The 13,574-nt window shown below is 73.6% G+C and carries 13 protein-coding genes; 2 read left to right on the forward strand and 11 right to left on the reverse strand.

Annotation, left to right across the window (positions count from 1 at the left end; all coding sequences use genetic code 11):
• Positions 1-153: 153 nt before the first annotated feature.
• Positions 154-483 carry a MoaF-related domain-containing protein gene (locus ACWDAK_RS07420; RefSeq protein ID WP_344636968.1) on the forward strand — a complete coding sequence of 110 codons (330 nt, stop codon included), beginning with the start codon at positions 154-156 and terminating at the stop codon, positions 481-483.
• 6 nt (positions 484-489) lie between these two features.
• On the opposite strand, the gene ACWDAK_RS07425 is transcribed toward ACWDAK_RS07420, so the two are convergent.
• From ACWDAK_RS07425 to ACWDAK_RS07450, 6 genes are all read right to left on the reverse strand, one after another.
• A complete protein-coding gene (locus ACWDAK_RS07425; protein WP_344636969.1) occupies positions 490-1,641 on the reverse strand; it encodes an alpha/beta hydrolase in 1,152 nt (383 codons plus the stop codon).
• A 316-nt stretch (positions 1,642-1,957) separates the two neighbouring features.
• Entirely contained in the window at positions 1,958-2,821 is an 864-nt protein-coding gene (locus ACWDAK_RS07430) for a universal stress protein (protein ID WP_344636970.1), read from the reverse strand.
• Positions 2,822-3,059: 238 nt separating this feature from the next.
• The gene (locus tag ACWDAK_RS07435; protein WP_427393259.1) at positions 3,060-4,007 is read right to left on the reverse strand and encodes a phosphotriesterase family protein; all 948 of its coding nucleotides are present in this window, start codon (positions 4,005-4,007) and stop codon (positions 3,060-3,062) included.
• Positions 4,004-4,459 carry a carboxymuconolactone decarboxylase family protein gene (locus ACWDAK_RS07440; protein WP_344636972.1) on the reverse strand — a complete coding sequence of 152 codons (456 nt, stop codon included), beginning with the start codon at positions 4,457-4,459 and terminating at the stop codon, positions 4,004-4,006. The genes ACWDAK_RS07435 and ACWDAK_RS07440 overlap by 4 nt, the downstream gene beginning before the upstream one ends.
• A 4-nt stretch (positions 4,460-4,463) precedes the next feature.
• Entirely contained in the window at positions 4,464-5,045 is a 582-nt protein-coding gene (locus ACWDAK_RS07445) for a DUF4865 family protein (protein WP_344637116.1), read from the reverse strand.
• A 66-nt stretch (positions 5,046-5,111) separates the two neighbouring features.
• Positions 5,112-5,669, reverse strand: coding sequence for a TetR/AcrR family transcriptional regulator (locus ACWDAK_RS07450; protein WP_344636973.1), 558 nt, complete (start codon positions 5,667-5,669; stop codon positions 5,112-5,114).
• Between the two features lie 181 nt (positions 5,670-5,850).
• On the opposite strand from ACWDAK_RS07450, the gene ACWDAK_RS07455 reads away from it, so the two are divergent.
• A complete protein-coding gene (locus tag ACWDAK_RS07455) occupies positions 5,851-6,843 on the forward strand; it encodes an aldo/keto reductase (protein ID WP_427393258.1) in 993 nt (330 codons plus the stop codon).
• A 109-nt stretch (positions 6,844-6,952) separates the two neighbouring features.
• Here ACWDAK_RS07455 and ACWDAK_RS07460 read toward each other — a convergent pair whose 3' ends face one another.
• The 5 genes from ACWDAK_RS07460 to ACWDAK_RS07480 all read right to left on the reverse strand — a co-directional run bounded on the left by ACWDAK_RS07460 (position 6,953) and on the right by ACWDAK_RS07480 (position 13,461).
• The gene (locus tag ACWDAK_RS07460) at positions 6,953-7,759 is read right to left on the reverse strand and encodes a winged helix-turn-helix domain-containing protein (RefSeq protein ID WP_427393257.1); all 807 of its coding nucleotides are present in this window, start codon (positions 7,757-7,759) and stop codon (positions 6,953-6,955) included.
• Between the two features lie 951 nt (positions 7,760-8,710).
• On the reverse strand, positions 8,711-9,298 hold the full coding sequence (locus ACWDAK_RS07465) for a GTP-binding protein (RefSeq protein WP_344636975.1): 588 nt from the start codon (positions 9,296-9,298) through the stop codon (positions 8,711-8,713).
• Positions 9,279-9,731 (reverse strand): DUF742 domain-containing protein, encoded by a 453-nt coding sequence (locus tag ACWDAK_RS07470; RefSeq protein ID WP_427393256.1) that lies wholly within the window; start codon positions 9,729-9,731, stop codon positions 9,279-9,281. Before ACWDAK_RS07470 ends, ACWDAK_RS07465 begins: the two co-directional genes overlap by 20 nt.
• 8 nt (positions 9,732-9,739) lie before the next feature.
• On the reverse strand, positions 9,740-10,159 hold the full coding sequence (locus ACWDAK_RS07475) for a roadblock/LC7 domain-containing protein (protein ID WP_344636977.1): 420 nt from the start codon (positions 10,157-10,159) through the stop codon (positions 9,740-9,742).
• Positions 10,156-13,461, reverse strand: coding sequence for a sensor histidine kinase (locus tag ACWDAK_RS07480; RefSeq protein ID WP_344636978.1), 3,306 nt, complete (start codon positions 13,459-13,461; stop codon positions 10,156-10,158). The genes ACWDAK_RS07475 and ACWDAK_RS07480 overlap by 4 nt, the downstream gene beginning before the upstream one ends.
• Positions 13,462-13,574: the final 113 nt, after the last annotated feature.

Raw genomic sequence — 13,574 nt, forward strand, 5'->3', positions numbered from 1 at the left:
CCGGCTCGGCGCTGACCAGGCGCCACGGCACGGCCTCGACGAGGCCGTTCGGAAATTCGACGGCGGATTCCGGCGGCGCGTCGGATAGGTTGGTGGGTGCGACCGGCCCGGTCGCACCCACCAACCGACACTCTCCAGAGGATCACCCAGACGATGACCGCGCCCCTGCCAGGCTTCGCCGGACACACCTACCTGTTCCAGGTCGACAACGGTGCCGCCTTCCGCAATGCCTACTCGGCCGACGGGACGCGTCTGCGCTGGGAGGGCCTCGGCGAGTCCGCCGGCCAGTGGGAGGACGTCGAACTGCACGTCGCCGAGGTCGGCCCGCAGATCTACTTCGTCAGCTGGACCGAGGCGAGCGGCCTCACCGTCAGCCATGTGATGGACCTCGCCAAGCTGACGGTCCGCGCCTTCTGGACCTACGAGGGCGAGGGCGGCCGGGTCGGCGAGCTGCACACCGGCACGCTGGAGCGGATCGCCTGACCGTTACTAGGCCTGGACCCTGAGGTGCTGGGAGAGGAACTCCAGCGCCGGGGGCAGCAGCCGGCCCCAAGTACTGAAGTTGTGGCCGCCGCTCGGCAGGTCGGCGGTCGCGACGGTCATCGGCTGCTGGACGGCGGCGACGAAGGCGTCCGTCCGCTGCTTGTAGTCGCCGTCGCCCTCGTCGGTCCCGGCCACCATCACGGAGACCGCGGGCTTGGGCAGGTTGTTCAGCCGCCAGACCAGGTCCGCCTCGCTGCGGCGCTGCTCGCTGCCCTTGAACAGGTCACCGGTGGTGGCGTCCTCGGCGGCCTTGTAGTAGCCGGAGAGCGAGACCCCGGTCAGGAACGAACCGGGATTGCGCATCGTCAGCTTGAGCGCGCAGTAGCCGCCGGTCGAGTCGCCCATCACGCCCCAGGCGTGCGGGTCCGCGGCCACCCGGTAGCTGGCCTCCATCACCTTGGGCACGTCCTTGGCGAAGTACGTCTCGGCCTGCGGCCCGCCCGGGACGTCCTCGCACTCGGTGTCGGTGGGCATCGCCGGGGAGGGCCGCATCAGGACCAGGACGGTCGGCTGCATCTTGCCGGACCGCATCAGGTCGAGCGTGGCGCCCGGATAGTTGAGCCTGGTGATCAGGTTCTTGGCGTCCCCGGGGTAGCCGGTCATCACGATCGCGGCCGGGAACCTGGCGTTCGCGTGGTCGGGCTGGAAGTACTGCGGCGGCAGGTAGACATAGGCGTCCGTGGCCAGCCCGGTGGCCGGTCCGGGGATGCGCACCGCGTCGATCCGGCCGACCTGCCCGGGGTCGTGGCCGGTCACCTCGTCGCCCTCGACGGTCTCCTTGCCGAGCAGCTGCACCGTGGCAGTCTTCGCCGCACCGCTCTCGCGGCTCGTACCCGAGCCGCTGCTCACCGTCACCGGGCCCTGGTTCCCGGTGCCCAGCAGATCGTCCCAACTGCTGTAGAAGGCGAAGTAGTTGTTGGCCGCCAGGGCCAGCGCGCAGAGCACCGTGAACTGGCTCACCAGCAGCGCCCCGATCCGGCCCAGCACCGACCGCCAGCTCGTCCTGGCCAGCCTCGGCCACAGCCACACCGTCGCGGTCATCGCCAGTACCGCGGCCAGTATCGCCAGCGCCAGCACCTCGTGGCTCGTCAGCCCCATCGCCCTGCTGCTCCCGTGTGCTCCGGACGGCCCGACGGCCCGTGCGTGATGGACGGTCCGTGTGTGATGGACGGCCCGTGCGTGATGTACGGCCCGTCGACGGGCCCATGCCCGAACTTACGCCCGGAGGGGGCCGCGCGGTTGCGGCGGGGTGGCGGTGAGGTTGCTGCGGGCCGCCCCGGCCGGTGGCCAGCAGCGCGGGCAGCGCCTCACGGGTCACCCACGGAGGTACCGGTGAGAGTCCTTCTCCGAGACGGCCAGCACCTTGGTGACCAGCCGCTCGGCCGCGCCGGCGTGAGCTGGGCCCCGGCCGGGGTCAGATCGGGACGACGGCCACCGGGCAGTGGGCGTGGTGGAGGACCGCGTGGACGGCCGTGCCGAGGCGGAGGCCGAAGTGGGGGGCCGGCGGATGGCGGGCGATGACCAGGAGCGCGGCCTGGTGCGAGGTGTCCACCAGGGTGGCGGCGGTGGCACCGGCGAGGTGCTCGAGCCGGACGGGGATGTCGGGGAAGTCCTCGCACACCGGGTCGCAGGTGCGGTGCAGCAACTGCTCGTGCAGTCTGGACTCCTCGCCCAGTTCGTCGATCATCGGCGCCGCGTGCGTGACGTCAGCGACCACCGGTGACCAGACGTGCACGGCCCGAACCGGCAGGCCGGAGCCGGCGGCCTCACGGAGCCCGAACCGCAGTGCCTCGCCATCCCGTTCGTCCCGGATCGCCACCAGGATGTACTCGCCCGTGGCGGATCCGTGCCGCACCACGACGGTCGGGCAGCTGGAGTGGGCACAGACCCGCAGGCTCACCGATCCGAGCAGTAGCGAGGCGAAGCCCCCGTGGCCCCGGGTGCCGACGACGGCGAGTTCGCCGTGCTCGGCGGCGGTGAGGATGGCCATGGCCGCCTCCCTGGGGACGACGTCACCGGTCAGGTGCAGACCGGAGTGCGCGGCGGCGAGCTTGCCGAGCGCCTCGTCCAGGACGTCCTGGGCGTTCTGGAGGATGAGGTCGGTGACGGCCTCGCTCGTCCTCGGGGAGAGCGTGACGGTGCCGGTGTTGACCGCGTGCACCAGGTGCAGGGAGCAGCCCCGCCGTTCGGCCTCTTGAGCGGCCCACTCGGCGGCGGCGGCCGCCTGCGGCGAACCGTCCACCCCGGCGACGATGCCCGCAGGGGATCTGCTGTTCATTCTCGGCTCCCGGAACCGCTCCATGCCCTGCGTCGGCCCGTGCCGCGTCCGTCGGTTCCGGGCCGTCCCGCAGGGCCCTGGTACCAGGATGCACCGCTGCGCCCGTCGGGGAGACCTCATCCACCGGAGCCCCGGCCCAGAGCCTGCGGCACCGGCGGCGGTGACCCTCCGCACTCGCCCTCCTGCCGCTCCGCGACCTGTCCGGCCGCGGCCGGTGCGCGGTGCGCGATGCCCTGGTTCAGGCGAAGGCCAGGACGCGGGCCGGGTTGGCGCGGAAGACCAGTTCGGGCAGCTCGGGCCCGAACTCCCGTACCAGGCGCGGACGGAGCGCGGTCAGCAGGTACGGCATGCCGGGGTTGCCACGGGCCGCCGAGGTGGTGGTGTCGCCGCCGAGCAGCAGGCGTTCGGCGTGACCCGCCTCGGTGAGTGCGGCCAGGGTGTCGAAGAGGTGGTGGTCGGTGGCGTGGTTGATGCGCGACGGCCCGTCGAGGGCGACGTACGCGCCGGACTCCGCGGCCTGGCGCTGGAGGCGCAGGTCGGGGAAGCGGTTCAGGTGGCCGAGGATCACCCGGTGCGGCGGGACGCCGAGGCGGCCGCACAGCAGGTCGAGGACGTCGAGGGCGCTGGTGCCCAGTTCGTGGTGGACGGCGATCGGGGCACCGGTGGCGTGGTGCGCCTCGGCTGCCGCCGTCATGGTCCAGCGGGCGTGCCGGTCCAGGCCGTGGTAGCCGCCGGCCACCTTGATCAGACCGGCCCGGCCGAGGGGGCCGGCGGCTTCGGCCCGGTCGGCGGGATCCGCGGGCTCGGCGGGCTCGATGGGTGCGATGGGCTCGGTGAGCTCGGCGACGAAGAGCCGGGCAAGGTCCAGGTCGCGCAATCGCTCCGGCGCGTAGTGGGCGGTCTGGTGCAGACCGGTGGCGGCGACCAGGTGGATCCCGGTGGTGCGGGAGAGCACGACCAGGTCTCGCAGCCGCCGGCCCATGCCGTGCGGGGTCCACTGGACGACCGCCTGCCCGCCGGCGGCTGCGAAGGCGCGCAGCTCGGCCTCGGCGGCCGCCGGGTCGTCCAGCTCCTGGCCGGGGAGCAGCCGGCTGCGCATGAAGAGGTGGTCGTGTGCGTCGCAGACGCCGAGTTCGGCGGGGTCCAGGTCGCCGAGGACGGTACGGACCGCCGGCTTGCCGCTCACCGGGCCGCTCCGGCCAGCTCATCGGCCCGGGCCTCGGTCTGGTCCCCCGTCCCCGCCTCGGCCTTGGTCTCCGCCAGCGCGGCGGCGGCGACCCGGAGCCCGGCCAGTGCCTTCGGAACACCGATGTACGGTGCGAGGTGGACGAAGACCTCGACGATCTGCTCGGCGGTCAGCCCGACCCGCAGACTGCTGCGGACGTGGCCGTGCAGCTGGGGCTCGACGCCGCCGAGGGCGGCCAGGGAGGCGAGGTTGAGCAGCTGGCGGTCACGCAGGGTGAGGCCCTCGCGCTGGTAGGTGCCGCCGAAGAGGCTGGTGACGATCCAGTCGGGGAAGCCGGGAGCGAGCTCCTCAAGACCGGGCAGGGTGGCCGACTGGGTCGGCCCGTCCACCAGCTCGTCGAGCGTCCGGTAGCCGCGCTCACGGTCGAGGTCGGCGGGGGTGAAGGCGTGCACGGGATCAGTCCTTCCGGTCGGTGGGGAGGTGCTCGAGTTCGGGGCGGGACAGGTGCAGCACCCGGTAGCTGGTGCCGTCCTGGTCGGCCGGGGCCGTGTCCTGCTCCCACAGGGCGAAGCGCACCAGCTCCCAGCGGTACGGGTCGAGGGCGACGGCCACGGAGTGCAGGCCGGGCTGGTCGAGGAGGGCGGCGAGCTCACCGGCGAGGGCTTCCTCCGGGTCCACCCCCTCGGCGAGCCGGGTGGTGCGGCGGGTGGCCGTACGGGGCGTCAGGTCGCGGGCGCGGCCGAACCCCAGGCCGGTGCCGAGCCAGTGGCGGACGGGCGGGCGGCCGAAGTCCGCGCTGAGGCCGGCGAAGCCGGGGCCGCGCAGGAAGCCGGCCATGGCCTCGGCGGAGCGCCAGAGGTAGAACGGCGCGTACTGGTTGACGGGTGAGGCCCCCGAGCCGCGCTCCCGGACCAGGTACGCCTTGAGGCCGAGGCCGGGCAGCCGGTCCAGCAGCGGCCCCTTTGTGGCGACGCGCCTGCGGATGATCCGCATGTCGTAGTCGGCGGGCAGGGTGATCTCGTACTGCATCGCGTACACGGTCATGTCCCCCGGATGGTCGTGCATCGGTGGTCGCGGGCGGGTCGGCGCGCGGCAGGCCGATGGTCAGTGGGCCCGGAGCAGTGCCAGGGCGCCGCGGACCGCCTGCCGGAAGGGCTCGGGCGAGTCCGCCGCGCGGGCGAGCACGTAGCCGCCCTGGACCACGGCGGCGATGGCGGTGGCGACCTCGGCCGGGTCGGGACCGGTGGCGAACTCGCCGGCGGCCTGGCCCTCGGCGACGAGTTCGGCCAGCCGTCCGCGCAGCCAGTCGAAGGTCTCCTCGACCGGCCTGCGCAGCTGCGGTTCGGCGATCACCTCCGAATCCTGGGCCATCCGGCCGATCCGGCAGCCGCGCAGCACGTCGCGGTCGCGCAGCAGGTAGGCCTCGATGCGCTGGTACGCCGTTCCGGGGCCGGAGAGCTGCTGCTCGACGAGGGCCTTGAGGTCCTCCGCGCTCCGGCTCAGGGCGGCGGCGGCGAGGTCGCTCTTACCGCTGAAGTGGTGGTACATGCTGCCCTGCCCGACGCCGGAGCGCTGCTGGATCGCCTTGGGGCTGGTGCCGGCGTACCCGCGCTCCCAGAGGAGCTCCTGGGTGGTCTCGATCAGTCGTTCGCTGGTACCCATGGCCCTACTGTACATACCAGTAGGTACAGAACGCCAGCGGGAAAGTGGGCATCCGGTTCGGGCGGCCCTCCCGGGGACAGGGCAGCTCACGGCGGATGACCGGGGCGACCTCGGCGGCTGACAGCTCGAGCCGCTCGCGCTGACGGGCTCGGCGACACCGGTGAGCTGGCAGGATGCTGCCATGACGTACCTCGCCGCCGATGACCGCTACTCCTCGATGACCTACCGCCGCGCCGGGCGCAGCGGCGTGCAGCTGCCGGCTGTCTCGCTCGGCCTGTGGCACAACTTCGGTGACACCCAGCCGCTGGAGGTCCAGCGCGCGGTGCTGCGCCGCGCCTTCGACCGCGGCGTCACCCACTTCGACCTGGCCAACAACTACGGCCCGCCGTACGGCAGTGCGGAGCGCAACTTCGGCACGCTCTTCGCCCAGGACTTCCGCCCGTACCGGGACGAGATGTTCATCGCCTCCAAGGCCGGGTTCGACATGTGGCCTGGCCCGTACGGGGACGGCGGCTCGCGCAAGTACCTGCTGGCGAGCCTGGACCAGTCGCTGGCGCGGATGGGCCTGGACTACGTGGACGTGTTCTACTCGCACCGCCACGACCCGGACACCCCGCTGGAGGAGACCATGGGGGCGCTGGACGCGGCGGTCCGCTCCGGCAGGGCGCTGTACGCGGGCATCTCCAACTACCCCGCCGAGCAGCACCGTGAGGCGGTGGCGATCCTGCGGGAGCTGGGGACGCCGGTGCTGATGAACCAGGCCTCGTACTCGATCCTCAACCGGGAGCCGGAGGCCGGCGGCCTGCTGGACGCGGTCGGCGACACCCGGACCGCACTGATCGCCTACTCCCCGCTCGCCCAGGGCCTGCTGACGGATCGCTACCTGAGCGGTTCGGTGCCGCCCGGGTCGCGGATGTCGGTGGGCCACTTCCTCCGCGAGGAGGCGCTGACCGGCGCGAAGCTGGAGCAGTTGCGCGCGCTCGCCGAGGTCGCCGAGCAGCGCGGGCAGACCCTGGCGCAGCTCGCTCTCAACTGGGTACTGCGGGACCCCCGGGTGGTCTCGGTGATCGTCGGCGCCAGCAGTGTCGCCCAACTCGACCAGAATCTGGACGCGTTGAGCGGTGCACCGCTGTCGGACGGAGAGCTGGCGGAGATCGACCGGCTGAGCCGCTGAACCCCCGGAGCCGGGGACCGACCGGTCCCCGGCTCCGGGCGTGCTGCCGCACAGGCGGGACGCCCGGTGCGCGGGTTCGAGCGCTGCCGCTGGAGGCGGCTCGGGTGTGTCAGGCGACCGGTGTGTACTTGTAGCCGACCCGACGGACCGTCACGATGCTGTCCCGGTACGGCGCACCGAGCTTGCGGCGCAGCCTGGCCACGTGCACGTCGACCGTCCGACCGTCGCCGACGTGGCCGTAGCCCCAGACGGCGGAGACCAGGTGGTCCCTGGTGTGCACCCGCTGCGGGTGCTCGGTGAGGTGGGCCAGCAGCTCGAACTCCAGGTAGGTGAGGTCGAGTTGCCTGCCGTCCACGTACGCACTGCGGCGCTCGATGTCCACATTGATGCCGTGTGCGACGGGCCGGGCCGCGGGGGCGGTGCCCACCGCCGGCTCCGCAGCACGGGCCGGGCCGGGGGCCGGCTGCCCGGCGGGCTGCGCGTCGGCGATCGGCCGACCCGGGACCGGGGCGGCCGGCTCCAGCGGGACGAGCACCAGGTACCCGACCAACGGCTGCCCGGCGGCGGCCGCCGTGCCGAACTGCGCTCCGTACTGGGCGAGCAGGCCCGCCGGGAGCGCCGACTGCGGCAGCGCCGCGACGACGGCCGCACCCGCGGGGAGCGCCTTCAGCAGCGACTGTGGCACGGGCGCGGCGGCGGGCGGCTGCTGTACGGCGCCGGGGTACTGCGCCGGGGCGGGGCGCTGGGAGGTGCCGGGGCGCCGAGTGGGGGCGAGCGGGTGCTGCGGTGCGGTGGGGTGTCGGCGCTCGGTGGCCGGGGAAACCGGGCGGACCGCCCGTAGGTGCGGGATCGCGGTCGGGGTGGACGTCGGGATGGACGTCGGGATGGACAGGGTGGCAGTGGAGGAGGAGGACATGGTGCCGCTCTTTCGCGCGTGACGGATGATGGGGGTTCGTCTGCGCGTCCACCGGGCCGTACTGCCGCGGCTGAGTCGACTCAGCGGGCGGAGGGCCGGGACACGCGGGGTGAGCCCGGACACGTCTGGTCGAAGAGGTGCGGCTGCCGGGACGGCCAGAACGGTTCCAGGTCCCGGCTGCCTTCGGCGCCGTGGTCCGCGGCACGGTCCGTGCCGGCGTCGGACCTGCTCAACTGGCCGCTGCGTCCGGTCCCTTGGCGCAGCGTCGGGTGGGGTGTTCGAGTACGGCTCATGTCGCCCGATCCGGGAGAGTGTCGATGTGCGGTGCGGGTGGCCGAGTACCACCGGAGGCCGGGCCCCGCGCGGTCCGGGTGGGTGCGCGGGCGGGCCGTCCGGTGCGGCGGGAAGCGGAGTGCGAGGTGCTGGTGCGGAGAGCAGGTGCGAGGCGGGCGGGCCGGACGTCAGCGACAGCCGGAGCCGCGACAGCACGCACCGAGGCGACGGGCGGCGCCGGGACCACAGGCGCCGCGACAGCGGGAGCCGCAGCCGAGCGCCAGGTCGATGTACCGGCGCACCGTCAGCGCCGGTCCGTCCGGGACGTCCGAGGCGGGGGCGGAAGCGGTGCGGAACCTGCGTACCGCGGTCACTGCACTGCCCTCCCCCCGGATGGTGCGGGCACCGTGCCCGACGTGTTGCGGGCGCCGCGCCCGGCGGTCTGTCGGTGAAGAGCGTTCCACGGCCAGGCCGCCCGAGGCAACCCAGACCTGACGAATCTTCCGGTATACGGACTGTGATCCCACCATTCGGGACGACAGTGCCGCGAGCACCGGTTTCGAGCCCTCCGGCGGGGCCGGATCCCGCCGCCGGCGCGCCACCTTGGCGGCCGCTGCGGCCACCGACGCACCGTCAGGGATCGGGGCATCGGGCCGCTCAAGGAACGTCAGCGCGCCGTCAGCGGCGGGTCGCCGCGTGCTCGACCAGGCGGATCAGCAGTTCCCTGCCGTCCTCGCGGCGACGGGCGTCGCAGAGCAGCACCGGCACCCCGGGGTCCAGGTCGAGCGCGTCCCGGACGTCATCGGGAGCATACGCCTCGGTGCCCTCGAAGCAGTTCACCGCGACCAGGAACGGGATGCCGCGCTGCTCGAAGAAGTCCACCGAGGGGAAGCAGTCGGCCAGCCGTCGGGTGTCGGCCAGCACCAGCGCGCCGAGCGCACCCCGCGCCAGTTCGTCCCAGAGGAACCAGAAGCGGTCCTGCCCCGGTGCGCCGAACAGGTAGAGGGCGAGCCCGGGTCGCAGGTCGATCCGGCCGAAGTCCATCGCCACCGTGGTGGTCCGCTTGGCCTCGACGCCGGCCGTGTCGTCCACCGGGCGCCCCAGCTCGCTGAGCTGTTCCTCGGTGCGCAGCGGCCGGATCTCGCTGACCGCGCCGACCAGCGTGGTCTTGCCGACACCGAAGCCGCCGGCCACCAGGATCTTCAACGCGACCGCACCCCAGGGGGATTCGTCCCCCGATGGTGCGTCAGAGTGCGCGGAGGCCATCGATCACGTCTCGCAGCAGGCGCTCGTCCGGCAGCTGGGCGAGCGGAACGGGTCGGATGACGCTGATCAGCCCGGCCTCGTGCAGGTCACCGAGCAGTACCCGCACCACGCTGACCGGCAGATCGGTGTACGAGCCCAACTCCGCGACGCTCAGCGGTTCATCGCGGCAGAGTTTCAGCAGGGCATGGTGCTCGGGCCCCAACGCGTGCTCCAGGCCGAGCAGCTCGGCCTGGTCGACGGCCTTGATCAGCGAGATCAGGTCGAACAGCCCGTCGTCGGCGGGACGGGCGCGGCCGCGAGTCATCGAGAACAGCCGCACCACCGGCCCTGCTTCGTCGTCGAACCAGCGGTCCTCCTCGGGCGGGCGCAGCACGGAGGGATCCACCGCGCTCAGCGCGGCGGGCGGTTCGGGTGCGGCGTCCTCGATGCTCATCGGCTCGCTCATCTCCCGGGCACAGTGGCCTCGGTACGCGGCTCGGCCGACAGGTGACCGCCGACCCGCTTCACCAGCAGGGCCATCTCGTAGGCGATCTGGCCCACGTCGGACTCGGCGTCGCTCAGCACGGCGAGGCAGCTGCCGTCGCCGGCGGCCGTGATGAACAGGAACGCCTCGTCCAGCTCCACCATCGTCTGGCGGACCCCGCCCACCTGGAAGTGCCGCCCGGCCCCCCTGGCCAGGCTGTGGAAGCCGGCCGCGACGGCCGCCAGGTGCTCGGCGTCCTCCCGCTGGATCCCGCTGGACGTGCCGGTGGCCAACCCGTCGCTGGACAGGATGACCGCGTGCCGCAGGGCCGCGACCCGTCCCACCAGATCGTCCAGAAGCCAGTTGAGTTCTCCGGACGGCTGTGTCGTAGCGGTCATGATTCGGTTCCTTCCGTTGGTGCAGGCTGTGCTTGTCGTGCGGGAGGTGCGGACTGCGGCGGCAGCGATGACGCGGGACTCCCGGGATTCGGTTGCACCCGTCCGGCTGGGCGCTGCGGTCCGGCGGGCTGCTGCGAGGTCTGCGCGGCGGGCCCGCCGGGCTGGGCGGACAGTGCGGGCCGGGCACGAGGTGCGGGCAGCTCTGCCGGGCGGGGCGCTGACGGAAGCGCCGCGCGCCGGCTGCCGCGTCCCGACAGGCCGCCGGATCGCCCGTCCGGCCCTGCGGCGGCCGAGGGGCTGGTGCCGGCGGACGGGTCGACGGGCTGCCCGGCGGTAGGACCGGCGGTCCGGGCGGCAGTCGGGTCGGCGGGCCTCCTCGAGGACTCGGTGCGCCCGGACGGGGACTCGGCGGGCCCGCCCGGACGGTCGGCCCCGGAGGCCACGGTGGACGCGCCGGACACGGGCGGGTTCGGCACGACGGTCAGCGAGGCGGGCTGGCTCCGGTCGCCCCGGCCGCGCTGGTAGCCGCGCTGGAACGAGGCGAAGGCCGACCTGGCCTCCTCCGGCGAACGCTCCCGGACGGACTCGCGCTCACCCGTCCCCGGCGTCGGCCTACCCGCCGCGGCAGCCGCAGCCGCGGCCTTCAGCTGGGGTGCGAGGCTGGCCTGCCGTACGCGTCGCGGCAGCCGGCCACCGGCCGCCAGAAGCGGAGTGCGCTGCGCGGACGGCTGAGCGTCGTCCGACGCCGAGACCTCGGCCTCCGGGGTGGCCGCCTCGACGGCAGGGCGAGCCGAGGGCGCGGAGGCGAATCCGGCGGACGGAGCGGCGCCCGTCCGGAGCGGCGCGGCATGCGCTGGGAGCGCGGCACGACGGACGTGCGCCTCATCGGCGGACTCCCCCGCGACGGGGCTGCCCGGTCGGCGGTGCCGTCCGGTCCCGGAGCTCGGGTCCGCGCCCGCGTCGGTGCCGGCGTCCGTATCGGTACCGGTGTCCGCGAGCGCGCCCGGGGCGGCATTCGCTGCCATGTCAGACCCGACCGGCTCATCCGTTCCGGTCGTGCCCACAGCGTTCGCAGCGACCGCGCTCGACGTGTCCACCGGCACCAGGCGCGGCGCGCCCGGGTGCGCGCTGGCGCGGCGGCGCGGCAGACCGCCGGGCGTGCGGGCCGGCTCGGGCATCGAGGGACGCGGGCCACCGGACAGCCGCTCGACAGCGCGCGCCGGCTGTACCAGCTCGTCGCTCTCGGCGCGCGCCTCGGCGCTGCGCCGGTGCGTTTCGTCCTCGGGCAGCGTCGGTACGACAACCAGCTCGCGCTGGCCGCGCCGTACGCCGGCGGACCGCTGAGCGGTCCCGTCCGGGGTGCTCCCGGCCCCGCCCGCCGTGCCGGCTCCCGGGCCGGCCGGGGCCGGGACCTCCGCCAGGAGCTCACGCGGGATCAGCACCACCGCCGAGGTCCCCCCGTAGGGCGAGGGCCGCAGGTGGACCCGGATGCCGTGCCGCAGGGCGAGCCGGCTGACCACGAACAGGCCCAGCCGGTCGGTGTCGGTGAGGTCGAACTCCTGCTCCTCCGAGAGCCGTTGGTTGATCTCCTCCAGGGCCTGCTCCCCGAGCCCGAGGCCCCGGTCGTCGATCTCCAGGCAGAAGCCGTGGGCCACCACCTCACCCTGGACGGTGACCTGGGTGTTCGGCGGGGAGTAGACCGTGGCGTTCTCGACCAGTTCGGCGATCAGGTGGATGACGTCCGCGACCGTGCTGCCGAGCAGGCCGGTGCCGGGGAACGGCCGGACGACCACCCGCGCGTAGTCCTCCACCTCGCTGACCGCCGCCCGGACCACGTCCACCATCCGGACCGGCTTGCGCCAGGCCCGGCCCGGCGAACCGCCGGCCAGGATGATCAGGCCCTCGGCGTGCCGCCGCATCCTGGTGGTCATGTGGTCGAGGCGGAACAGGTCCTCCAACTCGGCCGGGTCCGCCGCCCGGCGTTCCATGGCGTCCAGCAGGGTCAGCTGACGGTGCAGCAGCACCTGGCTGCGGCGGGCCAGGTTGACGAAGACCGCCGACACGCCCTTGCGCAGTTCGGCCTGCTCCACCGCGGCCTCGACGGCGGCCCGCTGCACCGCGTTGAGGGCCTGTCCGACCTGCCCGATCTCCGCCGGTCCCAGGTCCAGCGCGGGGGCCTCCGCGGCCACGTCCACCGCCTCGCCCTTGCGCAGCCGGAGCATCACCGAGGGCAGCCGGGCACCGGCCAGCTCCTGGGCGGCGTTGCGCAGGGTGATCAGCTCGCGCACCAGGCCGCGACCGATCCGGAAGGAGATCGCGATCGAGAGCACCACCGCGACCAGACCGATCAGACCGGCGATGCCGCCGCGCACCAGCTGGTGGATCGCGGCGGAGCGGGCGCGGTCGCCCAGGGTGGCGTCCAGCCGGGTGTTGAGACCCGCCAGCGAGGTCAGGGCGCCGTCGGCGGCGTCGCGCCAGGAGTTCTCGGAGAGCCGCTTCACCGCCTGGACGTGGTCGGGCGAGTCCTCGAAGAAGGCCTCCGCGCTGAGCAGCGCCAGCCAGTTGTTGCCGGCGCGCAGGTTGCGGTAGCCGCTCTGGTCCTGCGGGTCCAGCTCGTCGATGTAGACGTCGAACAGTGCCCGCTGGTTGTGCAGGCCGTCCAGCGCCTCCTGGACCATCAGCGAGTCGGGGTGGTCGGTGAGCCGCAGGCCCTCCATCGCCGCGTCCTCGCGGGACAGGTACTCCCGCGCCCGGACCAGCTCGGTCAGGAGCGTTCCCTGCCTGGGCAGTTGGCCGCTCTGCCGGCTCACGAAGGCGGACCGGAAGCTGAACACCGGATCGATCAGCGCGCTGTACTGGTCGATCACGTACGACCAGAAGTTCGCCGCGCGGGCCACCTGGCCTCGGATCGGGGCGAGCTGGTCGGCACCGCCGAGGATGTCCTGGAGCCGCTTGTTCTGGACGGCGTCGAGCTTCTCCCCCTCCGGACCGTTCGCTTTGGTGCGCAGCGCCTCGAGGTCCCGGTCGGTGACGTCCTGTGCCCGGCGGTACGCCTCGGTGAGGGCGGCGGAGTCGCCGGCCGCGAGCGAGAGCACGGCCGCCCGGCGCTCCTCCTGGACGTCCCGGGCGTACTGGTCCACGGACCCGCCGAAGGAGCGGTAGGCGGCGGCCACGCCCAGCTGCCGCCAGACGTCGCCGGTGGTCACCAGGGTCGCGTAGACCCAGAGACCGGTGAGGGCGACGATGGGCACCATGAGCAGCGCGATGATCTTCGCGCGGATCGAGCTGCGGCGCAGACGCATGGAGTCCTCGGTCGGGATGGCTCTCGGGCCTGGACGGTGATGACGGTACTTCGGCGGCGGTCGGGGTCGGTCGGGGCGCCGGTCATGGCACCGCACCATTCCGGACGTCAAGG

This window comes from Kitasatospora sp. NPDC001175, from assembly GCF_053598215.1.

Bases quoted from the DNA above. Each gene is read 5' to 3' on its own strand.
- ACWDAK_RS07470 (WP_427393256.1), bottom strand. From the start codon at position 9,731: ATGAGCATCGAGGACGCCGCACCCGAACCGCCCGCCGCGCTGAGCGCG.
- ACWDAK_RS07420 (WP_344636968.1), top strand. From the start codon at position 154: ATGACCGCGCCCCTGCCAGGCTTCGCCGGACACACCTACCTGTTCCAG.
- ACWDAK_RS07475 (WP_344636977.1), bottom strand. From the start codon at position 10,159: ATGACCGCTACGACACAGCCGTCCGGAGAACTCAACTGGCTTCTGGAC.
- ACWDAK_RS07480 (WP_344636978.1), bottom strand. From the start codon at position 13,461: ATGCGTCTGCGCCGCAGCTCGATCCGCGCGAAGATCATCGCGCTGCTC.
- ACWDAK_RS07465 (WP_344636975.1), bottom strand. From the start codon at position 9,298: ATGGCCTCCGCGCACTCTGACGCACCATCGGGGGACGAATCCCCCTGG.
- ACWDAK_RS07450 (WP_344636973.1), bottom strand. From the start codon at position 5,669: ATGGGTACCAGCGAACGACTGATCGAGACCACCCAGGAGCTCCTCTGG.
- ACWDAK_RS07430 (WP_344636970.1), bottom strand. From the start codon at position 2,821: ATGAACAGCAGATCCCCTGCGGGCATCGTCGCCGGGGTGGACGGTTCG.
- ACWDAK_RS07460 (WP_427393257.1), bottom strand. From the start codon at position 7,759: ATGTCCTCCTCCTCCACTGCCACCCTGTCCATCCCGACGTCCATCCCG.
- ACWDAK_RS07455 (WP_427393258.1), top strand. From the start codon at position 5,851: ATGACGTACCTCGCCGCCGATGACCGCTACTCCTCGATGACCTACCGC.
- ACWDAK_RS07425 (WP_344636969.1), bottom strand. From the start codon at position 1,641: ATGGGGCTGACGAGCCACGAGGTGCTGGCGCTGGCGATACTGGCCGCG.